This is a genomic window from Aeromonas sp. 25-248 (genome assembly GCF_053005425.1).
Genome location: NZ_JBRKTB010000010.1, coordinates 104,082 through 128,769 on the forward strand (window position 1 = coordinate 104,082; position 24,688 = coordinate 128,769).

General features: G+C 59.6%; 23 protein-coding genes. 17 read left to right on the forward strand and 6 right to left on the reverse strand.

Annotated features, from left to right (window positions below; genetic code table 11):
* Positions 1 to 2 precede the first annotated feature (2 nt).
* Complete coding sequence (locus ACVDHI_RS14775) at positions 3 to 647, forward strand: glutathione S-transferase family protein (protein ID WP_447212214.1); 645 nt, start codon at positions 3 to 5, stop codon at positions 645 to 647.
* 469 nt (positions 648 to 1,116) lie between these two features.
* Here ACVDHI_RS14775 and ACVDHI_RS14780 read toward each other — a convergent pair whose 3' ends face one another.
* The gene (locus ACVDHI_RS14780) at positions 1,117 to 2,310 is read right to left on the reverse strand and encodes a class I SAM-dependent methyltransferase (RefSeq protein WP_039039155.1); all 1,194 of its coding nucleotides are present in this window, start codon (positions 2,308 to 2,310) and stop codon (positions 1,117 to 1,119) included.
* Between the two features lie 183 nt (positions 2,311 to 2,493).
* Complete coding sequence (locus tag ACVDHI_RS14785) at positions 2,494 to 3,924, reverse strand: methyl-accepting chemotaxis protein (RefSeq protein WP_010674726.1); 1,431 nt, start codon at positions 3,922 to 3,924, stop codon at positions 2,494 to 2,496.
* A gap of 85 nt (positions 3,925 to 4,009) precedes the next feature.
* Between ACVDHI_RS14785 and ACVDHI_RS14790 the strand changes: the two genes are divergently transcribed.
* Positions 4,010 to 4,282 carry an acylphosphatase gene (locus ACVDHI_RS14790; RefSeq protein ID WP_042017631.1) on the forward strand — a complete coding sequence of 91 codons (273 nt, stop codon included), beginning with the start codon at positions 4,010 to 4,012 and terminating at the stop codon, positions 4,280 to 4,282.
* An 83-nt stretch (positions 4,283 to 4,365) separates the two neighbouring features.
* On the opposite strand, the gene ACVDHI_RS14795 is transcribed toward ACVDHI_RS14790, so the two are convergent.
* Together ACVDHI_RS14795 and metG are read right to left on the reverse strand one after the other, a co-directional pair.
* On the reverse strand, positions 4,366 to 5,001 hold the full coding sequence (locus ACVDHI_RS14795; RefSeq protein WP_447212215.1) for a glutathione S-transferase family protein: 636 nt from the start codon (positions 4,999 to 5,001) through the stop codon (positions 4,366 to 4,368).
* A 195-nt stretch (positions 5,002 to 5,196) separates the two neighbouring features.
* Positions 5,197 to 7,230, reverse strand: a complete 2,034-nt coding sequence (gene metG, locus ACVDHI_RS14800; RefSeq protein ID WP_041215171.1) for a methionine--tRNA ligase — start codon at positions 7,228 to 7,230, stop codon at positions 5,197 to 5,199.
* A 185-nt stretch (positions 7,231 to 7,415) separates the two neighbouring features.
* Between metG and apbC the strand changes: the two genes are divergently transcribed.
* From apbC to ACVDHI_RS14820, 4 genes are all read left to right on the forward strand, one after another.
* Complete coding sequence (apbC, locus tag ACVDHI_RS14805) at positions 7,416 to 8,498, forward strand: iron-sulfur cluster carrier protein ApbC (RefSeq protein WP_323918898.1); 1,083 nt, start codon at positions 7,416 to 7,418, stop codon at positions 8,496 to 8,498.
* Positions 8,499 to 8,606: 108 nt separating this feature from the next.
* Complete coding sequence (gene udk / locus ACVDHI_RS14810) at positions 8,607 to 9,251, forward strand: uridine kinase (protein ID WP_042017635.1); 645 nt, start codon at positions 8,607 to 8,609, stop codon at positions 9,249 to 9,251.
* Between the two features lie 63 nt (positions 9,252 to 9,314).
* Complete coding sequence (gene dcd / locus ACVDHI_RS14815) at positions 9,315 to 9,896, forward strand: dCTP deaminase (RefSeq protein ID WP_010674732.1); 582 nt, start codon at positions 9,315 to 9,317, stop codon at positions 9,894 to 9,896.
* A 319-nt stretch (positions 9,897 to 10,215) separates the two neighbouring features.
* Positions 10,216 to 11,688, forward strand: coding sequence for an inorganic phosphate transporter (locus ACVDHI_RS14820; protein WP_041211421.1), 1,473 nt, complete (start codon positions 10,216 to 10,218; stop codon positions 11,686 to 11,688).
* Positions 11,689 to 12,346: 658 nt separating this feature from the next.
* Here ACVDHI_RS14820 and rne read toward each other — a convergent pair.
* Entirely contained in the window at positions 12,347 to 15,490 is a 3,144-nt protein-coding gene (gene rne / locus ACVDHI_RS14825) for a ribonuclease E (RefSeq protein WP_447212216.1), read from the reverse strand.
* Between the two features lie 414 nt (positions 15,491 to 15,904).
* Between rne and rluC the strand changes: the two genes are divergently transcribed.
* Positions 15,905 to 16,849: a 23S rRNA pseudouridine(955/2504/2580) synthase RluC gene (gene rluC, locus ACVDHI_RS14830; protein ID WP_201889990.1), complete on the forward strand. Its 945-nt coding sequence runs from the start codon at positions 15,905 to 15,907 to the stop codon at positions 16,847 to 16,849.
* 52 nt (positions 16,850 to 16,901) lie between these two features.
* On the opposite strand, the gene ACVDHI_RS14835 is transcribed toward rluC, so the two are convergent.
* Entirely contained in the window at positions 16,902 to 17,483 is a 582-nt protein-coding gene (locus ACVDHI_RS14835; protein WP_447212217.1) for a Maf family protein, read from the reverse strand.
* Positions 17,484 to 17,792: 309 nt separating this feature from the next.
* Between ACVDHI_RS14835 and ACVDHI_RS14840 the strand changes: the two genes are divergently transcribed.
* From ACVDHI_RS14840 to fabF, 10 genes are all read left to right on the forward strand, one after another.
* A complete protein-coding gene (locus ACVDHI_RS14840; RefSeq protein WP_447212218.1) occupies positions 17,793 to 17,939 on the forward strand; it encodes a hypothetical protein in 147 nt (48 codons plus the stop codon).
* Positions 17,940 to 17,942: 3 nt separating this feature from the next.
* A complete protein-coding gene (locus ACVDHI_RS14845; protein WP_447212219.1) occupies positions 17,943 to 18,296 on the forward strand; it encodes a hypothetical protein in 354 nt (117 codons plus the stop codon).
* Between the two features lie 196 nt (positions 18,297 to 18,492).
* Positions 18,493 to 19,014, forward strand: a complete 522-nt coding sequence (yceD, locus tag ACVDHI_RS14850; RefSeq protein ID WP_029314532.1) for a 23S rRNA accumulation protein YceD — start codon at positions 18,493 to 18,495, stop codon at positions 19,012 to 19,014.
* A 20-nt stretch (positions 19,015 to 19,034) separates the two neighbouring features.
* Entirely contained in the window at positions 19,035 to 19,202 is a 168-nt protein-coding gene (gene rpmF / locus ACVDHI_RS14855) for a 50S ribosomal protein L32 (RefSeq protein ID WP_005300935.1), read from the forward strand.
* Between the two features lie 9 nt (positions 19,203 to 19,211).
* On the forward strand, positions 19,212 to 20,231 hold the full coding sequence (plsX, locus tag ACVDHI_RS14860; protein WP_324061583.1) for a phosphate acyltransferase PlsX: 1,020 nt from the start codon (positions 19,212 to 19,214) through the stop codon (positions 20,229 to 20,231).
* Between the two features lie 6 nt (positions 20,232 to 20,237).
* Positions 20,238 to 21,197, forward strand: coding sequence for a beta-ketoacyl-ACP synthase III (locus tag ACVDHI_RS14865; protein ID WP_010674740.1), 960 nt, complete (start codon positions 20,238 to 20,240; stop codon positions 21,195 to 21,197).
* 66 nt (positions 21,198 to 21,263) lie between these two features.
* The gene (fabD, locus tag ACVDHI_RS14870) at positions 21,264 to 22,199 is read left to right on the forward strand and encodes an ACP S-malonyltransferase (RefSeq protein WP_447212220.1); all 936 of its coding nucleotides are present in this window, start codon (positions 21,264 to 21,266) and stop codon (positions 22,197 to 22,199) included.
* A gap of 13 nt (positions 22,200 to 22,212) precedes the next feature.
* Entirely contained in the window at positions 22,213 to 22,947 is a 735-nt protein-coding gene (gene fabG, locus ACVDHI_RS14875; protein ID WP_039041169.1) for a 3-oxoacyl-ACP reductase FabG, read from the forward strand.
* 157 nt (positions 22,948 to 23,104) lie between these two features.
* The gene (gene acpP, locus ACVDHI_RS14880; protein ID WP_005300909.1) at positions 23,105 to 23,341 is read left to right on the forward strand and encodes an acyl carrier protein; all 237 of its coding nucleotides are present in this window, start codon (positions 23,105 to 23,107) and stop codon (positions 23,339 to 23,341) included.
* Positions 23,342 to 23,422: 81 nt separating this feature from the next.
* The gene (gene fabF / locus ACVDHI_RS14885; RefSeq protein ID WP_039041168.1) at positions 23,423 to 24,664 is read left to right on the forward strand and encodes a beta-ketoacyl-ACP synthase II; all 1,242 of its coding nucleotides are present in this window, start codon (positions 23,423 to 23,425) and stop codon (positions 24,662 to 24,664) included.
* Positions 24,665 to 24,688: the final 24 nt, after the last annotated feature.

Below are 24,688 nucleotides of genomic sequence, written 5' to 3' on the forward strand. Positions count from 1 at the left end.
CCATGAAACTCTATGCCCACCCCTTTTCGTCCTACAGCCAGAAAGTGCTGATCGCCCTTTACGAGAATGCCACCCTGTTCGAGTACCGGAACCTCGAAGAGCCGGCGGCCAGCGCCGAACTTGCCGCCCTCTGGCCACTCAAGCGCTTCCCGGTGTTGCTGGATGATGGTCGCTGCATCCTCGAGAGCAGCACCATCGTCGCCCATCTGCAGGCGCACCATCCGGGTCCCGTCAGCCTGATCCCGCCCGGCGATGCGGGTCTGGAGGTGCATATGCTGGATCGCGTCTTCGACAACTATGTGATGACGCCGATGCAAAAAGTGGTGCTGGATGCGCTGCGCCCGGCCGCTGATCGCGACCGCTATGGTGTAGCGGAGGCCCGGGAGATGCTGGACAAGATCTACCCCTGGCTGGATCAGCACCTCGCCGGGCGCACCTGGGCGGCGGGGGAGGCGTTCACCCTGGCCGATTGCGCCGCCGCCCCCTCGCTCTTCTACGCCGACTGGGCCCACGAGATCCCGGCTGGCTATGGCCGTCTGCGTGCCTATCGCGCCCGTCTGCTCAATCATCCCTCCATCGTGCGGGTGGTGGAGGAGGCGAGGCCATTTCGACACTACTTCCCGCTGGGCGCGCCGGCGCGTGATTGAGCGGGATGATTTGTGGTGGGCGGGGCACTGCCGCCCAGACAATGTACGAGGCGGACAGGATATGGCGTTATCAACAGCAGAGAAAAAACAGCAATATTCATTCGGATGAGTGGGTATGCGTTTATGGCTGATATTTCCCCGAGAATTTTTTAATGTTGATGCGTAATATTTCATGATTTTGCATAAAGCAAATGCCGGGAATGTCTCTGTTGGTGGGTTGTGTAGTGAAAGAGAGATGAGAATCGGGTTAACGATGCGGCAACTCTTGATTGAGGATGGCTGTCGTCAGTCGAAGAGGAGGGATGGGGGCAGCAATCGCTGTTGGTGGCAAAGTCGGGGGGAGGTTGTCTCTTTGGCAGCCGCATCAAAAAAAGCCCGCTTTGATCGCGGGCTTTTTGATGGCTTGCCAGACCCAGTCCTGGCCCGGATCTGGCACCGGGAACAAGGGGGCTGCGCTGGTCTGCTCGGCTTAGCGGGCACGCACCACCAGTCCCTTGAGGTAGAAGCCTTCCGGATAGGCGGTGCCGATGGGGTGATCGGATGCTTGGGACAAGAGCTCCAGGATCTGGGCGTCGCGGCCGGCATCGAGGGCTGCATCGGCCACTATCTTCTGGAACAGGCTCTGCTCCATCAGGCCGGAGCAGGAGTAGGTCAAGAGCACGCCACCCGGCGCCAGCAGCTGGAAGGCCAGCATGTTGATGTCCTTGTAGCCGCGGCAGGCGCCCAGCAGCTGGGCCTTGCTCTCGGCAAACTTGGGCGGATCCAGCACGATGACATCGAACTTCTCGCCCTTTTCGCGATATTCGCGCAAGAGCTTGAAGACGTCGTGACGCACGAACTGGGTGTTGCTGGTATCGAGACCGTTCAGTTCGGCGTTCTGGCGGGCGATGTCCAGCGCATTCTGGGAGAGATCGACGTTGACTACCTCCTTGGCACCGCCCTGGAGGGCATAGACCCCGAAACCGCCGGTGTAGCAGAAGCAGTTGAGCACCCGCTTGCCTTCAGTGTATTTCGCTGCGGCAAGGCGGTTGTCCCGCTGATCCAGATAGAAACCCGTCTTGTGACCGTTACGAATATCTACCAGGATCTTGACGCCGCCGTTCTCCTCGATCACCACGGGGTCGGTCGGGGTCTCGCCATGGATGACGCCGGTGCGCTCCTTCAGCCCTTCCTTCTTGCGCACGGCCACGTCGGAGCGCTCATAGATGCTGCACTCGGGGTAGAGGGTACGCAGGGCTTGCGTGATCAGCTCGCGCTGGAACTCGGCACCGGCGGAGAGGATCTGGCACACCAGGAAGTCGGCGTAGCGGTCGATGGTGAGGCCCGGCAGACCGTCGGATTCGGCGGCGCACAGGCGATAGCCGGTGAGGCCCTGACGCTTGATGAGCCCGTCGCGGGACTCCTGCGCGTATTTGAGGCGACGGATGAAGAAGTCGAGATCGACGCTCTCATCCTTGTCGAAGGTCCAGACCCGGGCACGGATCTGGGAGCTGCCGGACCAGGCGCCACGGGCGAGCCATTTGCCGTCATGGGTGAAGATCTCGACGGTATCGCCGTCAACGGGGTTGCCCTGCACCCGCTCAATGCCCTTGGAGAAGATCCAGGGGTGGCGACGCAGCAGGGATTTTTCGCGGCCTTTGACGAGATAGATGGAAGCGCTCATGGGTAGTTGCCGATGGTAGAAAAGAAGGGGGCATATAGTAGGGGCTGTGAGGGTAGGCACGCAAGCCGCGTCTACCGGGATCCGTGCATCCACACGCGGTCAGGGTCGAACGGGCTGTTTCGCGCGTCCCCAGCGCCTGGCCCAGACATGGCAGGCCATCTGGACGATGGCCTGCCGGAGTGGTCAGATCCGCAGGCCGGTGAGCGCCTGACCGAGTTCGCTGGCGGTTCCCTTGAGGCCGGTGGTGCCGGCGACCGCCGCGCTGGCGGACTCCTCCACCCGGCTTGCCTCGTGGCGCACCTTGTCGAGGTTGCGGGTGATCTCCTCTGCCACCGAACTCTGCTCTTCGCTGGAGGTGGCGATCTGGGTGCTCATCTCCAGCACCGCATCGCTGTGGTTGCTGAGCCGCTCGATGTCCATGCCCACTTCGGTGATGAGCTGCTGGCTGTCGGCCGCGCGCCCCACCGTCTTCTCCATGATGTCGTTCAGCGCCCCGGTACCGGCCTGGAGCTCCTCGATCATCTGCTGGATCTCCACGGTCGCCTGCTGGGTGCGGCTGGCGAGGGTGCGCACCTCGTCGGCCACCACCGCAAAGCCGCGTCCCTGTTCACCAGCCCGGGCCGCCTCGATGGCGGCGTTGAGGGCCAGCAGGTTGGTTTGCTGGGAGATGGCGTTGATGACGTTGACCACTTCGTTGATGCGATTGGCGTTGTGAGTCAGCCGCTCGACCGCGCCCGAGGCATTGCCAATCTCGTCCGCCAGGGTGCGGATGGCGGTAATGGTACGTGCCACCCGCTGTGCCCCGTGAGTCGCCTCGTCGCTGGACTGGCGGGTTTGCAGCAGGGTGTCATTGGCGTTGCGGGCCACTTCCCGGATGGCGGCGGACATCTGCTCCATGGCGGCGGCCAGGGAGTCCATGTGCTGTCGCTGGGCGCGGGCAAGCTGCTCGCCGTCGCTGGCATGCTCGCGAAATTCGTCTGCGGCCAGGGTAAGGGCATCGGCGGACTCTTCCACCAGTTGCACTATCTTGTGCTGGCGGTCGGTGAAGGTGTCGATGCTGCCCGCCAGAATGGAGAACTCATCCCGTACCGGGAAGAAGTTGAGCCGGAAGGTGAGATCGCCGTTCGCCACCGTCTGCAATGCCTTGTTGGTGGAGTAGAGGGCCCCCGAGACAAAGGTCATCAGATAGTGGGTGATGAGGGCCAGCAGGGCGGCCAGCACCGCGATGATGGTCAGGGTAGTGCCCTGGCCATCCCAGAGGGCGTAGTGACTCGTATCCAGGGTGCCGGAGACGACGCCCGCCTGACCTGCGCTGGCGCCATAGCGATAGATGTCTCCCTGCTGGCTAAGGCCGGTGGCGGCGCCAGGCGTGAGTACGAGATCCGCGGGCAGGGTAAGGGTCGGCTGCTGGCTCACCAGCTGGGCCGTGGTCTCGACCCGCCCTTTTAGCTGATCCACTCTGAGCTGCATCGCCTGATCATGGCCGTCGGCCAGCAGATACCAGGTGAGGAAGGCGATGAACACCAGGGGGCACCAGAAGGTGATAAGAAATTTCTCGCTGATCGTGAGGTGAATGAGATAACGGTCAACCCACCGAAACTTTACTTCTTTCATAATGGTATTGCGTCCTGCAAGGGGAAGAGAGTGTCGCGCTCATTATCGCCCCGGGGAAAAATTACTTAAGGGAAAGGTGTGATAAATGGGAGAGCAATCGTTTGTCGTGCGGGTGTGGGGTCAGGTTCAGGGGGTGGGGTTTCGCTACTTCACCCGGGAGCGGGCGCTGCAACTGGGGCTTCGGGGGCATGCCTACAACCTGGAAGATGGCTCGGTGGAGATCCTGATTGCCGGTCCCGAACAGAAGGTACAGATGATGCTGGGCTGGCTTGAGCACGGCCCGCGTACCGCCGAGGTGACCCGAATGGAATATGAGGTGGCGCTACCGCCCAAGGGGAGCGGTTTTCACACCAACTGAGGAGGCGGCAAGGGTCATCGCCTGCACACAATAACGGGAGCATTGCGGGCTCCCGTTTGCATTGATGATCTCTTGTCTGCGGGTCAGCCTGCCTGGGCGGCGTCGGCGATGGCCTGGGTCTTGGCGAGCACTGTTTGCAGGGCTGGGCGTTTGGCTAGGCGATCCCGATAGGCGGCGAGTTTGGGAGGAATGCTCTGCTCGAAGCGGGTGGCCCACATCAGGGTATGAGCCAGCAGCAGATCCGCGATGGTGACCTGCTCACCCAGCAGGTAACCCTGCTCGGGTACCCAGGATTCGGCGATGGCCGCTGCCTTGTCGAACTCCCACTTGGCGGTGGGGAAGATGGCCGGCAGACGCTGGGCCTCGGGCAGGGCGAAGCGGTGCTTGCCGATGGTCCACAGTGGCTGCTCCAGCTCACAGGTGATGAAACTGATCCACTGGGCGTGCAGCGCCGAGGCCTGGGTCCCTCTGGCCGGCAGCCAGTTCGGGCCATACACCTCGGCCAGGTACTGCATGATGGCGGCGGACTCGGTCAACACGTACTCCCCGTCCTTGAGCACCGGCATCTTGCCGCTCGGGTTGAGGGTCAAGAACCAGTCGCTGCGGTTCTCGCCCTTGGCGAAGTCGAGAAACTGGAACTGCCATGCCACGTTCAGCTCTTCCAGTAACCAGGATACGCGCAGGGCACGGCTGATGGGGGTGCCGTATAAGGTGATCATGCTTGCTCCTTGCCTGATGAATGGGGCCATTGGCCCGAAGTGAATCGCCAGTCTAGGTAAATTGATCGAGAGCAACAAGCGCCCAAGGGGGGATGAAAAGCACAAAACGGCGCAATCAGCAGGAGAAGAGGAGGAAAGAGAGAAAATAAAAGGGAGGCCAGAGGCCTCCCTCGTTGCTAACGGCTGCGGCAGCGCTTACTTCACGCGCATGCCCGGCTGGGCACCTTCCTGGGGCTCCAGGATCCAGAGATCCTTGCCACCCGGACCTGCCGCCAGCACCATGCCTTCGGACATGCCAAAGCGCATCTTGCGCGGGGCCAGGTTGGCCACCATCACGGTCAGCTTGCCTTCCAGATCTTCCGGGTTGTAGGCGGACTTGATACCGGCAAAGACCTGACGGGTTTCGCCGCCGATGTCCAGCTGCAACTTCAGCAGCTTCTCGGCTTCCGGCACCGCTTCGGCTTTCTTGATCAGCGCCACCCGCAGGTCAATCTTGGCAAAGTCGTCGTAGGTGATGGTCTCGCTGATGGGATCGTCCACCAGGGGGCCTGCCGGCTTCTTGCTCTGCTCCTTGGCGAGGTCTTCCTTGGACGCTTCCACCATGGCATCCACCTTGGCGGACTCGATGCGGGAGAAGAGCGCCTTGAAGGGGGCGACGCCGTGGTCGACCAGAGGGGCGGCGATGCCGTCCCAGGTCAGGGTCTCGCCAAGGAAGGCTTCGGCGCGCTCGGCCAGTTGCGGCATGACGGGCTTCAAGTAGGCCATCAGCACGCGGAACAGGTTGATGCCGACGGAGCAGACGGCTTGCAGCTCGGCATCCGCCCCTTCCTGCTTGGCGATGACCCAGGGAGCCTTGTCGTCCACATAGCGGTTGGCCTTGTCGGCCAGGGCCATGATCTCGCGGATGGCGCGGCTGAATTCGCGCGCTTCATAGGCTTCGGCGATGCTGGCGCTGGCGTTGGCAAACTCGGCGTAGAGTGCGGGCTCGGCGCAGGTGGCGGCCAGCTTGCCGTCAAAACGCTTGGCGATAAAGCCGGCGTTGCGAGAGGCCAGGTTGACCAGCTTGTTGACCACGTCGGCGTTGACGCGGGAGACGAAGTCTTCGAGGTTCAAGTCCAGATCGTCGATGCGGCTGTTGAGCTTGGCGGCGTAGTAGTAACGCAGGCACTCCGGATCCAGGTGCTTGAGATAGGTGGACGCCTTGATGAAGGTGCCCTTGGACTTGGACATCTTGGCGCCGTTGACGGTCACATAGCCGTGTACGTTGACCTTGGTCGGCTTGCGGAAGTTCGCGCCTTCCAGCATGGCCGGCCAGAACAGGCAGTGGAAGTAGGCGATGTCCTTGCCGATGAAGTGATAGAGCTCGGCGTCGGAGTCCGCTTTCCAGTAGCTGTCGAAGTCGATGTCGCCGCGCTTGTTGCACAGGTTCTTGAACGACGCCATGTAGCCGATGGGGGCGTCCAGCCAGACATAGAAGTACTTGCCGGGGGCACCGGGAATTTCGAAGCCGAAGTAGGGGGCATCACGGGTGATGTCCCACTGCTGCAGGCCGCTTTCGAACCACTCTTGCATCTTGTTGGCCATCTCTTCCTGGATGGCGCCGGAGCCGCGTACCCAGTCGGCGAGCCAGGCTTCGAACTGAGGCAGGTCGAAGAAGTAGTGCTCGGAGTCCTTCATCACCGGGGTCGCACCGGAGACGGCGGATTTCGGATCAATCAGCTCGGTCGGGCTGTAGGTGGCGCCGCAAGCGTCGCAGTTGTCACCGTACTGATCGGGGGACTTGCACTTGGGGCAGGTGCCCTTGACGAAGCGATCCGGCAGGAACATGGATTTTTCCGGATCGAACAGTTGGGAGATGGTACGGATCTTGATTTTGCCGGACTCTTTCAGGCGGCCATAGATCACGCCCGCCAGCTCGCGGTTCTCGTCGCTGTGGGTGGAGTGGTAGTTGTCGAAGCTGATGTTGAAACCGGCAAAATCCCCCTGGTGCTCCTGGGAGACGGCGGCAATCATCTCTTCCGGCGAGATCCCCATCTGCTGTGCCTTGAGCATGATGGGCGTACCGTGGGCATCGTCGGCACAGACGAAATGCACCTGATGGCCACGCATTCGCTGATAACGAACCCAGATATCGGCCTGGATGTGTTCCAGCATGTGGCCGAGATGGATGGAGCCGTTGGCATAGGGGAGGGCGCAGGTTACCAGCATTCTACGAGGATCAGTTGCCATAATACGTTCTTTATGTGCCTGTTGGGATGATACAGTGCCGTGCATGTTACCCGAATTGGGGGCGGCCTGCCTAGGGTTGTGGCCCCCGGTGCCCTGACTGGCGGCATCACGATGACGTCGGCAAGCCACTGATTTATGTGCGGTAACCGTTCACCTCAGCATAACGACAACATAATGGGGAGTTAATGGTGATTGATTCAGTAAAACAGATCCTGGCCGAATTTAAGCCGGCAGGATGGGGCAAGGATCTGGTCGCGGCCGGTTTTGTGCGTACCGTCGAGCGGCACGAACAGACCCTGGCTATCACGCTGGTGCTGCCCTTTGCCGGCCAGTCCCTGTTTGAACAGATCAAAGAGGAGTTCGATTCCCGGCTGCGCAGCGTCACCGGTGCGACCCGCATCGACTGGACGGGGGAGATAGACGTGGCCAGCATGCCCCGCGCGCAGCAACTGGCGGCGGTGCAGGGGATCCGCAATATCCTGGTGGTTGCCTCCGGCAAGGGAGGGGTGGGCAAGTCCACTACCGCGGTCAACCTGGCGTTGGCGTTGCAAAAAGAGGGGGCGCGGGTCGCCCTACTGGATGCGGACATCTATGGCCCCTCCATCCCGACCATGACGGGGACCCTCAAGGAGCGCCCTGTCAGCTTTGATGGCAAGCTGATGGAGCCGGTGATGGCCTGCGGCATCAAGAGCAACAGCATCGGTTATCTGGTGGCCGAGCAGGATGCCACCATCTGGCGCGGTCCCATGGCGAGCAAGGCACTCGGGCAGATCCTGCACGAGACCCGCTGGGGCGAGGTGGACTACCTGGTGGTGGACATGCCACCGGGCACCGGCGATATCCAGCTGACGCTGGCCCAGCAGGTGCCCACCACGGCGGCGGTGATCGTCACGACGCCCCAGGATGTGGCGCTGGCAGATGCCCGCAAGGGGATTGCCATGTTCAACAAGGTCAATGTGCCTGTGCTTGGCATCGTCGAGAACATGAGTTACCACGTCTGCAGTGCCTGCGGGCATCACGAGCCGTTGTTCGGTACCGGCGGTGGCCAGAAGATGGCGGAGCAGTATCACGTGGCGCTGCTTGGTCAGTTGCCGCTGCATATCGACATTCGCCAGCACATGGATGACGGCTGCCCCACCGTGTTCGGTGCGCCGGATGGCGAGCTGTCACAGACTTACCTGAAACTGGCTCGCCGGGTAGGGGCCGAGCTCTATTTCAGCGCAAAACCGATTGCGACCCCGCTCTACACGGTGGCGCTGGACGAATAATCGGCGTTCGGCCAAGAGGGACGGATTTGGGGTGGGCATGGCCACCCCTTTTTCATATAATGGATCGGTTTAAACAATCCCCAGTGCTCTTCTCTTTAGGTATTTTCAATGTCTGATACTCAACATTCCTGCGTGATCATCGGTATTGCTGGTGCATCCGCGTCCGGCAAGAGTCTTATCGCCCAAACCATCTATGAAGAGCTGGTGGCCGAGCTGGGAGCGGGTCAGATTGGTGTGATCACCGAGGATTGCTACTACCGTGATCAGACCCACCTGACCATGGAAGAGCGGGTCAAGACCAACTATGACCACCCCAATGCCCTGGATCACGATCTGCTGGTGCAGCATCTGACCCAGCTGACGCAAGGGGAGGCGGTCAACATCCCCCAGTACTCCTATACCGAGCACACGCGCATGAGCGAGGTCACCACCTTTGCACCGCGCCGTGTCATCATCCTCGAAGGGATACTGCTGTTGACCGACAGCCGCCTGCGCGAACTGATGGACGCCTCCATCTTCATGGATACCCCGCTCGACATCTGTTTGCTGCGCCGTCTGGTGCGCGATGTGCAGGAGCGCGGTCGTACCATGGACTCCGTACTCAAGCAGTATCAGAAGACTGTGCGTCCCATGTTCATGCAGTTCATCGACCCGTCCAAGCAGTATGCCGACGTGATCGTGCCCCGTGGCGGCAAGAACCGCATCGCCATCGACATGCTCAAGGCGCGTATCCGCCATATGTTGATTGGTTGAGAGAAAACAAGCCGGGTGATGCCCGGCTTTTTTTAATGAATCTTTTGTCAGGAGAGTCGCAGAATGCGTCTTTGTGATACCGATATCGAACGGCACCTGGATGAAGGCAAGATCGTCATCGAGCCGCGGCCCGGTGTTGAGCGGATCAGCGGCGTCAGCGTCGATGTGCTGCTGGGCAACGAGTTTCGGGTGTTTCGCGATCATACCGCGCCTTATATCGACCTTGGCGGTACCAGTGCCGAGATGGCCGATGCCATCGAGCGGGTGATGAGCGAGGAGATCCACGTGCCGGACGGCGAAGCCTTCTATCTGCACCCGGGTCAGCTGGCGCTGGCGGTGACCTATGAATCGGTTACCTTGCCCGCCGATATCGTCGGCTGGCTGGATGGTCGCTCCTCCCTGGCGCGCCTGGGCCTCATGGTGCACGTCACCGCCCACCGCATCGATCCGGGCTGGTCCGGTCGCATCGTGCTGGAGTTTTACAACGGCGGCAAGTTGCCTCTGGCCCTGCGTCCCAAGATGAAGATCGGTGCCCTGAACTTCGAGATGCTGTCAGGTACCGCGGCTCGCCCGTACAACAAACGGGAAAATGCCAAATACAAGAGTCAGCAAGGGGCTGTGGCCAGCCGGATCAACCAAGATTGATCTGCGCACCGTGCGGCTTGTCTATCGAGGAGGGTGCCAGGGCACCCTCTTTTATATCTGACAAAAGGAAACGGACGTGCCGAGCGGGTTGAAAACGGCCTTTTTCGGGACATCGAGCTATGCTTCGGCTTTGATTGGCGCCTATCCACAGCAATGGAATGGACTTAAATTAATCCTCGACAAGCCCCGTTCCTACAGGCCCTAAGACATTTTCTGACGGAATGCCCTTTTTTTTTTTTGCTGAAATATTTCAACAACGGGTATGGCGCATCGAGCCTTCTGGCATAATCCGCCGCAACTCATAAACAGGTTCGTTTTTATGTTTGAAATGTTTAGTGGTTTGGGTTTGTGGTGGTCAATCGGTTTGGTATTGGCCGTTTTTTTTGTGCTGGCCTATGAATTCATCAACGGCTTTCACGATACCGCCAACGCGGTAGCAACGGTTATCTATACCAAGGCGATGCCGGCTCATATGGCGGTGGTGGCTTCCGGTCTGTTCAATTTCGCCGGTGTCATGCTGGGTGGATTGGGGGTGGCCTATGCCATCGTTCACCTGCTGCCCATCGATCTGCTGCTTGGCATGGACTCTACCCAGGGTCTGATCATGGTGTTCTCCCTGCTGTTCTCGGCCATCGTCTGGAACCTGGGAACCTGGTACTTCGGTATTCCGGCATCCAGCTCCCACACCCTGATCGGTTCCATCCTGGGGGTAGGCGGCGCCTATGCCCTGATCAGCCATCAACCCCTGAAAGAGGGTATCAACGTCGGCAAAGCCATCGACATCATGCTCTCTCTCATCATCTCTCCCACCGTGGGCTTCATCATTGCCGCCCTGCTGCTGTTCGCAATGAAGCGCGTATGGCTTGGCAGCAAGATCCACAAGACCCCGGAAGAGCGCCTGCTGGTGGACGGCAAGAAGCATCCACCGTTCTGGGCACGTGTCACTCTGATTTGTTCCGCAATGGGGGTGAGCTTCGTGCACGGCTCCAACGATGGTCAGAAAGGCATCGGTCTGGTGATGCTGGTGCTGATCTGCATGGCGCCTGCCTATTTTGCGCTGGACATGAACAGCCGCTCCTATGATCTGGACAGAACCCAGGATGCCAACCAGCGCATCATGGAGATCTACCAGCGTAACCAGGAACAGGTTTCCCATCTGGTGAACTTCAGTGTCCCTGCCAAAGCCCAGGAAGAGCTGATGAGTCACTGTGCGGCAGGGGAGGCCCTGCAGGCCATGGCGACCCTCGACAAGCGTCTGGGCCAGGTGCGCACCTACGAGGAGATGAACCTGGTGGATCGCCGCGAGGTGCGTCGTCTGCTGCTGTGCATCGACGACACTGCCCGCAAGGTCTCCAAATTGCCGCTGCCGGCCAAGGAGCTGACCGATCTTGCCAAATGGCGCAAGGATCTGACCGCCACGGCCGAATATGCGCCGACCTGGGTCATCGTGTCCATCGCCCTGGCGCTCGGTTGCGGCACCATGGTGGGCTGGCGTCGTATCGTCTACACGGTAGGGGAGAAGATCGGTTCCTCCGGCATGACCTACAGCCAGGGCATTGCAGCCCAGATCACGGCCGCCGCGTCCATCGGGATTGCGAGTCTGACCGGGATGCCGGTGTCCACCACCCACATTCTCTCCTCTGCGGTGGCGGGGACCATGGTGGCCAACAAGTCCGGCCTGCAGAGCCAGACCATCAAGACCATTCTGCTGGCCTGGGTGCTGACATTGCCGCTCACCATGCTGCTCTCCGGCGGCCTGTTCCTGCTGAACAACCATCTCTTTGGCGGGTAAGCGCGACAGTCATTGGAAATGAAATAAGGGCCTTCGGGCCCTTTTTTGTTGCCCGGTGAATGTCACGTCATGCGGCAATAGTTCAATGAGTGATAGCTGTATGCCATCAGACAAGAAGTTGAATGACATTATCTATCACCTCTTTTGCTTCTCTACATCCCTGAGCCACTCGTTGTGCACATTGAGGGGACCTGTCTGTGTGATGCCTTGTTACAAGCCGATGCTTGCACGTAAAGCAGAAGGGAGGGTGTGCAACGTGCCTATGTTCCTCACCAGAAATGATGAGAGTGAAGAGCGCCACAGGTTGCCCTATGTCTGGCATTCCCGTTCAACCTGGGTTGTCTCAGCCACCAGTGAACACACCGACTGTGCTACCAAAGGGGAACGCTGCCAGACTGTTTGCCAATGGCTTCATATGCTGTCAATGCACGGACCCTGTCGACAAGGCAGAGCATGTCGTGATGCTTTGACAGAGATGAATTCTCTGTCTGGTGTGTTATTCACGTCTTGTTTGGACTGTGTGTGGTCGCTGAACATCGGGAAAGCGGCGGATATCGAAGAATGGGCAGGGGGGAGAGCAAGGCGATGTCAGCCCAAAAAAAGAGATAAAAAAAGAGCCACACGATGTGTGGCTCTTTATTCAGACTAGCGAGTCTGCTCAGGGGCGACCGGCCGGGCTGGTTGCCACGTTGCTGGCAGCGGTGCTGCCACCGTGGCGACCGGAGGTCACGACTTCGCTGCGTACCAGGGGAGCGTACTCCACGGGTTCACGGGGTGTCGGGGCAGGAGCCGCAGCCGGCGTTGCCATGGGGGCATAAGCCTTGCGGGCACGGGCCAATACACCGGCACCCTTGCTGACCTTCACTTCGGGGCTGGTTGCTGGCTCGGTTTGCACCACTGCAGCCGGCATCTCGACGACCTTCGCCTCGGCGGTGGCCGTCTCCTCAGCGATCACGACAGGTGCCGCTTCAGCAACCGGTGCAACCTCTTCTGGGATGGCCTCCACTTGCTGGGTCTGCTCGACAGCGTCGATCAAGGCTACAGGTTCGTCATGAGAGGCGGTGTCGACGATAGGTTCGACCATCTCGGGTTCGACAACTGCCACTTCGGCGGCGGGTTCAGCGTCTGCTTGCGCAGCCTGTTCAACTTCGTCAGTGGAGGGCGCGTCCACTGCCTGGGCTGCCAGTGCTTGCTCTGCCGCTTCCTCAGCAACGGCTTCAGCCACCACGTGCTCGGTCAGAGCGGCGGAGGCCTGCAGGGCTGCTGCAACCGCTTCTGCGCTCGGAATGGTGATGACAGGCACAACCGGTTCTTCCACCTTCACCTGAGCCGCATCGGCCTGGGCCGCGGTAGTCAGCTGCACTTCACCTTGTGCTTCGTCTTCACGCTGGCCACGAGCCTCTTCGTTGATGCGCTTGCGACGTTGCCCTTCGATGCGCTGATTGCGCGGGGTACGGCGGGAACGACGCTGACCTTCGCCTTGCTCTTCTTGCTGCTCAGCGGCGGCTTGCACGTCGGCGACATCGATGATTTGCTCGTCAGTCGGCAGGGCAGGGGTGTCGGTCGCGGCGACATCGACACGGATCTGCTTGCGCAGTTGGCGACGTTCGCGGCGCTCGGCCACTTTTTGCTCTTTTTCCTGACGCGGTTCAGCGCTGGCGACCGCAGTATCAACGGTATCAACCGCCTCGACGATCACCTCGGCACGGGGTTCGCGGGGGGCGCGAGGTTCACGAGCCGGACGCGGGGCACGAGGTTCGCGCTCCTGGCGGGGTTCGCGAGGCTCACGCTCCATGCGCTGTTCGGTGCGCACTTCGCCACGGGGTTCCCGTTCCTGGCGCGGTTCCCGCTCTTGACGAGGCTCACGCTCTTTGCGCGGGCGACGATTGCGATCACTGCTCTCGCGGCTGGCTGCGCCTTCACGCTTCTCGCCGGCCTCGGCATTGCGACTGCCGCGGTTGTCGTCGCGACGACCACGTTGACCACGGCTGCGGGATTCATCGCGCTGGTGACGATGCCCGTCATCCTTGCGAGCTTCGCGCTGGGCGGCCGGTTTGTCGGCAGGCGCCTTCACCTCGGCCGGAGCCGCATCGGAGGCGGCACCGAACAGGCCGGAGAAGGCCTTGGCCAGCTTGCCAAAGAAGCCGACTTGTTCTGCAACCGGAGCGGGAGTCGCAACAGGAGCCGGGGCGGCGGGCGCAACCGGCTGAGGAGCCGGGGCAAACCCTTGCAGCAGCGGTTGTTCACGCTCGACTACCTGAGCTTGGCGCGGCTGGTAGACCGGCTTGGCAATCTCGGTTTTGAGCTCGTAGCTGGCCGCTTCTGGGATCTCGTTCTGACGGATGCGGGTCACTTCGTAGTGCGGGGTTTCCAGATGCTGGTTCGGAATGATGTAGACACGCACATCATTGCGCTGTTCCAGATTGGCGATGGAGGTACGCTTCTCGTTGAGCAGATAGGCGGCCACATCGACCGGCACCTGGGCATGCACCTGCTCGGTGTTGTCCTTCATGGCCTCTTCTTCGATGAGACGCAGGATGGACAGGGCGAGGGATTCGTTGTCACGGATGACCCCCTGACCCTGGCAACGGGGGCAGATATGGCTGCTGGACTCGTTGAGGGAGGGACGCAGACGCTGGCGAGACATCTCCAGCAGACCGAAACGGGAGATACGGCCCAGCTGGATACGAGCACGATCCTGATGCACCGCTTCACGCAGACGGTTTTCCACTTCGCGCTGATGACGAACCGGGGTCATGTCGATGAAGTCGATGACAATCAGGCCACCCAGGTCACGCAGGCGCAGCTGGCGGGCGATCTCGTCGGCTGCTTCCAGGTTGGTCTGCAGGGCGGTCTCTTCGATATCGCCGCCCTTGGTGGCGCGGGAGGAGTTGATATCGATGGAGGTCAGTGCTTCGGTCGGATCGATGACGATGCTGCCGCCGGAGGGCAGGCGCACTTCGCGCTGGAAGGCCGATTCGATCTGGCTCTCGATCTGGAAGTGGTTGAACAGGGCGACATCGCCCTTGTAGAGCTTCACGCGATTGAGGAAATCGGGGCGGACCAGCTCGATATGTGACTTGGCGCGCTCGAAGATGACCGGGTTGTCGATCAGGATCTCACCCACATCGCGACGCAGATAGTCACGGATGGCGCGCACGATGACGTTGCTCTCCTGGTGAATGAGCACCGGAGCGGAACGTTGTTGTGACGCCTTGTGGATGGAGTCCCAGTGATTGAGCAGAACGTTCAGATCCCACTCCAGCTCTTCCGGGGACTTGCCCACACCGGCGGTGCGCACGATGAGGCCCATGCCGTCCGGCACGGTCAGTCCGCTCAGGGCTTCCTTCAGCTCGGTCCGCTCGTCACCCTCGATGCGACGGGAGATGCCGCCGGCACGGGGGTTGTTCGGCATCAGCACCAGGTAGCTGCCAGCCAGACTGATGAAGGTGGTGAGGGCTGCACCCTTGGTACCACGCTCTTCCTTGTCGATCTGGACAATCACTTCCTGGCCTTCGCGGACCACTTCTTTGATGTTGGGACGACCCTGATAGGAGTAACCGGAGGGGAAGTAATTGCGGGCGATTTCCTTTAACGGCAGGAAACCGTGGCGTTCGGCGCCATAGTCAACAAAAGCAGCTTCGAGACTGGGTTCTACTCGGGTGATTTTGCCCTTGTAAATGTTCGCTTTTTTCTGCTCGTGTCCCGGACTTTCAATATCCAAATCGTAGAGCTGTTGTCCGTCAACCAGCGCTACGCGCAACTCCTCTTCCTGAGTCGCGTTGATTAGCATTCTTTTCATTGAGTTCTCATTATTTTGTCATTTTGATTCCTCCACTGGGTCCTGCCGGCGCCGGCCTCGGGTCTTCAGCATGCTGGGGCAACCTCCCGGTTGGGGTATGCATGAGGCGCAAACTAAGGGCACTCTGGTTCAGCCTTCTCGAGAGGGCGTGAATTAAGGATACCGATGTGGAGACAATTTACGTCGGCTTTGTTTGTGTTCTCCATGCGTTGTACCTCGCACCCGGGAACCGTCATGTTCTTGTATACACGGTGTTTCGGGATTGGGTGGCATACATTTTGGCCACTTAGTACAAGGCTTGAACACAATGACAAAACCTTGTTTATTATCCCATTTAAACCACTTTTATAGCAAGACGCCATTTTTTAACAAAGCATGGAGCCAAGGGCTGTCAGCGGTGTTAAAATCCGCGCCATGACACAGATACATCAACAAGTGCAGCTGCTCACCATCGAAGCTGAGCATGACGGGCAGCGCATCGACAATTTTCTCAAGACTCAGTTAAAGGGCGTCCCCAAGAGCCTGATTTATCGCATCCTTCGAAAAGGGGAGGTGCGGGTCAACAAGAAGCGCATCAAACCGGAATACAAGCTTTGTGCCGGTGACGAGGTGCGGGTGCCCCCCGTGCGTGTGGCCGAGAAGAATGAGTTGCCTTCTGCCAACCTCGGCAGCATCCAGCGTCTGGAGAGCCAGATCCTGTTTGAAGACGATGCCATGATAGTGCTCAACAAGCCGTCCGGCATGGCAGTGCACGGCGGCAGCGGCCTCAGCTTTGGCGTCATCGAAGGGCTGCGTGCCCTGCGCCCCGAAGCCCGTTTCCTCGAACTGGTGCACCGGCTGGATCGCGACACCTCCGGCGTGCTGCTGGTTGCCAAGAAGCGCAGTGCCCTGCGCAGCCTGCACGAGCAGTTGCGGGTCAAGACCATGCGCAAGCAGTATCTGGCGCTGGTGCGCGGCCAGTGGCAACCCCACGTCAAGGTAGTCAATGCGCCACTTCGCAAAAATGATCTGCAATCCGGCGAGCGGGTGGTGCGGGTCAGCAGCGATGGCAAACCTTCCGAGACCCGGTTCCGGATTGCCCGTCAGTTTGCTGAGGCCACACTGGTCGAGTGCAGTCCCATCACTGGCCGTACTCACCAGATCCGTGTCCACACCCAGCACGCCGGCCATCCCATCGCCTGCGATGACAAATATGGTGAGGCCGGGTTTGATGAAAAGATGCGAGGGCAGGGGCTAAAGCGTTTGTTCCTGCACGCCTGGAAGCTCACCTTTACTCATCCGGTAGATGAGCGGGAGATGCAGGTGGAAGCGCCATTGTCACCGGAGCTTGAGGCGTTCCTCGCCAAGCTGCCACGCTGACAGCCATGAAAAACGGGAGCCAAGGCTCCCGTTTTTCATGGCAGAGTTCTTGTTATGGCAGAGCCAGGCCGTGGCGACCCAGGAGATCAACCAAGCCTATCAGGGGAAGACCGACAAGGGCGTTGGGATCGCGCCCCTCCAGCGCCTTGAACAAGACGATGCCCATTCCCTCGCACTTGAAGCTGCCGGCACAATCCAGAGGACGTTCGGCCTCCACATAGCGACGGATGGCGGCTTCGTCGAGCGAGCGAAAATGCACGGTGAAAGGCTCGACGAGCTGCTCGGCATGGCCATTTGCAGCATTGATCACACAGAGCCCGGTGTAAAAGATGACGCGCTTGCCTTGTGCCCGCCGCAACTGCTCGACCGCCTTCTCCAACGTGCCTGGTTTGCCGAGGATCTGCCCGTCACAGACGCACACCTGATCTGAACCGATGATCAATCCTTGATCACGATCAGCAGCAACCGCACTCGCCTTGGCAAACGCCAATCTGCTGACCAGGGCTCCCGCGGTCTCCCCGTGTCGCGCCGTCTCATCGACTTGAGGCGCAGCACAGTGAAATGGCTGACCGAGTTTTTCCAGCAAGGTCTTGCGGTAGGACGAGGTGGACGCGAGGATCAAGGAAGGCTGCATGTTTTGATGATATCCATTTATAAATCAATTGGTTGATTCTATCTGTGCAGATGGGGCCACGCAAACAGGAGATGTCTACAGCGGGACTCGCCTAATTAGCGGGAAGCATGCATGCTGAGGAAACCACAGCACAAACACAAGAGATCGGAATTGAGCGTGATGACACGATATGCGGCCTTGGTCATGGCACTGATCTCCTTCGCCAGCTGGGCAGGGACATGGCAACTTCGCCAGGGGGATGAGGGGGTGATGCTTTGGACCCAGCCACATCCTCCGACCTCTTTTCAGGCCTTACGTCTGGAGATGCGGGTGAATGCCGATCCTGGCGCGCTGATCACGGTGCTGCGGAACACGGCGCGCCATGAAGAGTGGTTGCCCCAGAGCCGTGAAGTCAGGGTGCTGGCCAGATCGGGTCCCGACGATGATCTGGTCTATACCCGCCTGGCATCTCCCTAGCCGGTGCAAGACAGGGAGCTCATCACCCGCTCCCATCTGAGTCGACGCATTGATTGCAGCCTGACTCTCGAGGTGTGGGCAGAGCCGAATGCCCTGCCATTGCATGCAGGGCTGTTCCGGATCCAGGAAAGCGCCGGACGGTGGGAGGCGCTCCCCCAACGGGATGGCAGCACACTCGTTCGGCTCGAAACCTATACCAACCCGGGCAACAACTTGCCGGGCTGGCTGGTCAATCCCATTGCTATCAAGGCTGCCGTGGGCAGTTTCAAAGCCATACGCCGACTGATGGAAGCCGAGCCCAGAGTGGCTGCGACACCAGGCCTGCTGGGGAGCGACCCGCGCTGTTCTGCCACCTGATGAGACACCAAGGAGCACATCCGGTGGACAGACAGGGGAGGGGAACAGGATCCTGTGCCAGATCCTGCACGATATGGCATAATCGGCCACCGATGAGCACAAGTTCCTCTTGCAGGGGCCTGTGAAGGTAAAATCATCGGCGGTAAGGACTTTTTCCTTTGACTATCCCTTGTTGGACCTATAATATTCGCGCCCTATGCAAAAGGTGAAGTTGCCCGTTAAGGTTGATCCAGTCCGTAATGCCTTGAAGCTACTCGATTATGTCGGGATAGTGGAAAAGTCGCAGATGCCCAGGCTGGAGGAATCAACCGAAGGCTTGCGAAGTGATGTGGATGTCACACTGCACTTTGGCAAAGATGTCCAGAAGTTGACCGTTATGAAAGGCACTGCCCATGCCAAGGTCGACCTGGTTTGCCAGCGTTGTGGTGAGACATTTGAACACCTTTGTGAAGCTAGTTTTATTTACACTCCGCTGTTCGAAAGAACAAACGAGGAAGAACTGCCGGAAGCTTATGAGCCCATTGAGTTGGACGAAAACGGCGAGATAGATCTTCATCAAATCCTGGAGGATGAACTCATCCTCTCGTTGCCTCAGGTAGCCATGCATCCGGTGGATGTGTGTCCCAGAGGAAACATGGAGATGACCTGGGGTGAAATCGAACCTGCTGATGAGCGGCCGAATCCCTTTGCAGTTCTTGAAGCGCTCAAACGTAAGTGAATTTTAGGAGTTAGCCTACCATGGCCGTACAACAGAACCGTAAAACCCGCGCCAAGCGTGGCATGCGTCGTTCCCACGATGCGCTGACCACCGCTGCCCTGACTGTTGATCAGACCAGTGGCGAAATTCATCGTCGTCACCACGTGACTGCCGATGGTTTCTACCGCGGTAAAAAGGTAATCGCTTAAGGATTGCCTTTGTCTACGCAAACTGTCGCGCTAGACATAATGGGGGGAGATATCGGCCCCTCGGAAACAGTGCCTGCCGCCGTGCAGGCACTGTCTCTTCTACCCCAGCTAAAACTTGTTCTGGTCGGTGATCAACACCAGACTGCCCCTCTTCTGCAGCAACATGGCCTGCTCAATCACCCTCGCGTTCGTCTCGTGCATACCTCCCAGGTCGTGGGCATGGGCGAAAAGCCTATCGTGGCGCTGCGTACCCTGAAAGACTCCTCCATGCGCGTGACCCTGGATCTGGTCAAGAGCGGCGCTGCCGATGCCTGTGTCAGTGCAGGCAACACCGGTGCCTTGATGGCCATGGCCAAGTGCGTGCTCAAATCCTTGCCCGGTGTTGACCGGCCAGCCCTCATCAAGGCGCTGCCCACATTGGGTGGAAAACGGACCGTGATGCTGGATCTGGGAGCGAACGTGAGCTGCGATGCCGACACCCTGCTGCAATTTGCCGTGATGGGCGCTGTGGTTGCAGAGAAGGTCGAGGGGATACCTTCACCCAGAGTGGCGCTGCTCAACGTGGGGGAGGAGGAGATCAAGGGCAACGACCTGGTGCGCCACAGTGCCGAGCTGCTGCGCCAGTGCCAGGCGCTCAACTTCGTCGGTTTTGTCGAAGGGGACCGGATTTTCAGCGGCGAGTGCGACGTGATCGTCTGCGACGGTTTCGTGGGCAACGTGGCGCTCAAGACCGCGGAGGGGGTGGTGCGGATGATGGCTGAACTGGCCGGATATCCGCGTAAAAAACGCAGTTTTCTTGGTCGACTCGCCGGATTTATGTTCAAACGGCGTTTCTCTTACCTGAACCCCGACCAGTATAATGGCGCGAGTCTGTTAGGATTGCGCGGCATTGTGGTAAAAAGCCATGGGCGGGCCGAGCGCCGCGCTCTGTGTCATGCGATTCTGCTGGCCGCACAAGAAGCCAGACATCAACTTCCATTGCAAATTGCAGATCGCCTTGAATCTGTCTTTTCCGACAGGGATTTATAAAACTCTATGCATAGCAAAATTCTGGGTACTGGCAGTTATCTGCCGAGTTCGGTTCGTACCAACGCCGATCTTGAACAGATGGTTGAAACCAGTGACGAATGGATCGTGGAACGCACCGGGATCCGTGAACGCCGTATCGCCGGAGCCGACGAAACCGTCGCGACCCTTTCTCATCAGGCGGCCTTGCGTGCGCTTGATGCGGCAGGTCTGACTGCCGCCGATCTGGACATGATAGTGCTGGCCACCACCAGCGCAGAGAATGCCTTCCCAGCCGCTGCCTGTGAACTGCAGGGGCTGCTTGACGTACCGGGGATCCCGGCGTTTGACGTAGCCGCCGCCTGTGCCGGCTTTACATATGCTCTCGCCATCGCCGATCAGTTCGTCAAATCCGGCGCGGCTCGCCACGTGCTGGTCGTTGGTGCGGACGTGCTGTCACGCATGTGCGATCCCGAGGATCGCGGCACCATTATCCTGTTCGGGGATGGGGCAGGGGCCGTGGTCATCGGTGCCAGCGACACTCCTGGCATCCTCTCCACCCATCTGCATGCCGATGGCCGTTATGGCGAGCTGCTCAAACTGCCGCAGCCCCGTCGCGGCATGCCGGGTGCCGAGCTCGAAGCCTACATGTACATGAAGGGCAACGATGTCTTCAAGGTGGCGGTGACACGCCTTAGCGAGATCGTGACCGAAACCCTGGCTGCGGCCAACGTCGAGCCGAGCGAGCTGGACTGGCTGGTGCCCCATCAAGCCAACTTCCGCATCATCAATGCCACCGCGAAGAAACTCGGCATGGGGCTCGACAAGGTGATCCTGACCCTGGATCGTCATGGCAATACCTCCGCGGCCTCCGTGCCCATCGCCTTTGATGAAGGGGTGCGTGATGGTCGCATCAAACCCGGCCAACTGGTCCTGCTGGAAGCCTTCGGCGGCGGTTTTGCCTGGGGCTCTGCGCTGGTTCGCCTCTGATACCGAGCGGTGCCCGGTCCTCGGGCGCCCGCTTACCGAATTCGTCTTACCTTAAAGGAATCAATGATGACCCGATTTGCCATTGCCTTCCCGGGACAAGGCTCCCAGAGCGTCGGCATGCTGGCCGAGCTGGCCGAGCAACACGCCGTGATTAAAGAGACCTTCGCCGAGGCGAGCCAGGTGCTGGGTTATGACCTGTTTGCCCTGGTGATGGCAGGCCCGGCCGAGGATCTGAACAAGACCTGGCGTACCCAGCCAGCGCTGTTGACCGCCTCCGTCGCGCTGTGGCGCCTGTGGCAACAACAAGGCGGGGCAACCCCTGTCGTGATGGCAGGGCACAGCCTGGGGGAATACTCCGCCCTGGTGTGCAGCGGCGCGCTGGCGTTTGCTGATGCCGTCAAACTGGTCGAGCTGCGTGGTCTGGCCATGCAGGAAGCCGTACCGGAAGGGACTGGCGCCATGGCTGCCATCATCGGTCTGGACAACGAAAGCATCGCTGCCAACTGTGAGAAAGCGGCCCAGGGGCAGGTGGTCTCTCCGGTCAACTTCAACTCTCCGGGCCAGGTGGTCATCGCCGGTCACAAAGAGGCGGTCGAGCGTGCCAACGTGCTGATGAAAGAGTCAGGTGCCAAACGTGCTCTGCCGCTGCCGGTCTCCGTGCCCTCCCACTGCGCCCTGATGAAACCGGCCGCAGAAAAGCTGGCCGCCGCCCTGGATGGGATCGAGATCAAGGTTCCTGCCATCGCCGTCATCAATAATGTCGACGTTTCCTGTGAGCAGGATCCGGCCGCCATCAAGCAAGCCCTGGTGCGTCAGCTGTTCAGCCCGGTTCGCTGGACTGAAACGGTAGAGCGCATGGCAAACGACGGTGTTACCCTCGAAATCGAGATGGGCCCGGGCAAGGTGTTGAGCGGCCTGGCCAAGCGTATCGATGCGCGAGTGGAAGGTATTCACGCCAACGACGTCGCCTCGTTCGAGCAGGCGCTGGCCCAGATCAAGTAAACAGGAGCAAGTCATGAGTTTTACCGATAAGGTTGTGTTGGTCACTGGCGCCAGCCGTGGCATTGGTCGTGCGATTGCGGAGACGTTTGCTGCTCGTGGTGCCAAGGTCGTGGGGACCGCGACCAGCGAGAGCGGCGCCGAAGCGATCAGTGCTTACCTGGGTGAGCAAGGCTGCGGCATGGCACTGAACGTGACCAGTCAGGAATCCATCGAAACCGTCTTCGCCGCCATCAAGGCGCGTTTTGGCGACATCGACATCCTGATCAACAACGCCGGCATCACCCGCGACAACCTGCTGATGCGGATGAAGGATGACGAGTGGAACGAGATCATCGACACCAATCTCACCTCCCTGTACCGTCTGAGCAAGCCGGTATTGCGTGCCATGATGAAGAAGCGCAACGGTCGCATCATCAGCATCGGTTCCGTGGTCGGCACCATGGGCAACGCCGGTCAGGTCAACTATGCTGCTGCCAAGGCTGGTCTGGTTGGCTTTACCAAGTCGCTGGCCCGTGAAGTGGCATCCCGTGGCATCACGGTGAATGCGGTTGCTCCCGGTTTCATCGAGACCGACATGACCAAGGCGCTCAATGAAGAGCAGCGCGCCGGCATCATGAATCAGGTGCCTGCCGCCCGTTTGGGCGATCCGAAAGAAATTGCTGCCGCTGTGGTATTCTTGGCATCGGATGATGCCGCCTATATTACCGGCGAAACCCTGCATGTTAATGGCGGGATGTACATGGTGTAATCAATTTGTCGTGAGTTCTGTTCAAATTTGCGATAATACGCCGAAGTTTGGCACATTTCGTGGTTTGACCAGCGGCAAGTCACTTGCAAACTCACGTCAATTGAATACACTACCCCAACCAGACGCAATAGCGTATTTTTAAAGGAAAATTCAGGTCATGAGCAACATCGAAGAACGCGTAAAGAAAATCATCATCGAACAACTGGGTGTTAAAGAAGAAGACGTGAAGAACGCTGCCTCCTTCGTCGACGACCTGGGCGCTGACTCTTTGGATACCGTTGAACTGGTAATGGCGCTGGAAGAAGAATTCGATACCGAAATTCCTGATGAAGAAGCCGAGAAGATCACCACTGTTCAAGCGGCTATCGACTACATCACCGCTAATCAGGAATAAGTTCCTGTTCTGAAAGAAGCGGCCCAAGGGCCGCTTCTTTTATGTTTACCCCTTTCAAAACACCTCTCGGAGACTACCTCAGTGTCAAAACGCAGAGTCGTGGTGACCGGCTTGGGGATGCTTTCCCCGGTAGGCAACACTGCCGAATCCAGCTGGCAAGCCCTGCTCAACGGGCAGAGCGGCATTTCCCTCATCGACCACTTTGATGCAAGCGAGTTCGCAACCCGTTTCGCAGGCCTGGTCAAGGATTTCGACCCCGAAGAGTTCGGCATCAACCGCAAAGAAGCCCGCAAGATGGATCTCTTCATCCAGTATGGCGTGGCGGCGGGGGTTCAGGCCCTGGAAGATTCCGGCCTGATCATCAACGAAGAGAACGCGGAGCGGGTAGGCGTTGCCATCGGCTCTGGTATCGGCGGTCTGGGTCTGATTGAGCAGAACCACAGCAGCCTCATCAATGGCGGCCCCCGCAAACTGAGCCCTTTCTTCGTTCCGTCCACCATCATCAATATGGTGTCCGGTCATCTTTCCATCATGAAAGGCATGCAGGGCCCGAACATCGCCGTGACAACCGCCTGTACCACGGGTACCCATGCCATCGGCATGGCTGGCCGGATGATCGCCTATGGCGATGCGGACGTGATGGTCGCCGGTGGTGCCGAGAAAGCCTCCACCCCCATGGGCATGGGCGGCTTTGCCGCTGCCAAGGCGCTCTCCACCCGCAATGACGAACCGCAGAAGGCGAGCCGCCCCTGGGACAAGGATCGCGACGGTTTCGTGCTGGGCGACGGTGCCGGCGTGCTGGTGCTGGAAGAGTATGAACATGCCAAGGCCCGCGGCGCCAAGATCTATGCCGAGCTGGTCGGCTTTGGCATGAGTGGGGATGCCTATCACATGACGGCCCCTCCCTCGGACGGCGATGGTGGCGCACGCGCCATGAAGAACGCCATCAAGGATGCTGGCATCGCACCCGAGCAGATCGGTTACATCAATGCCCACGGTACCTCTACCCCCCTTGGGGATGTGGCAGAGCTGCGCGGCATGAAGAAGGTGTTTGGTGAACATGCCAGCGCCCTGATGGTCAGTTCCACCAAGTCCATGACAGGCCACCTGTTGGGGGCGGCTGGCGCCATCGAGGCGATCATCACCGTGCTCTCTCTGCGTGACCAGATGGTGCCTCCTACCATCAACCTGGACAACCCGGATGATGAGTGCGACCTGGATCTGGTGCCGCACGTTGCCAAGGCCGGCAGCTTCGAATATGCCCTCTCCAATTCCTTCGGTTTTGGCGGCACCAATGGCTCCCTGATCTTCAAACGCGTATAATTCGCTCTGGGCGAATGATAAGGC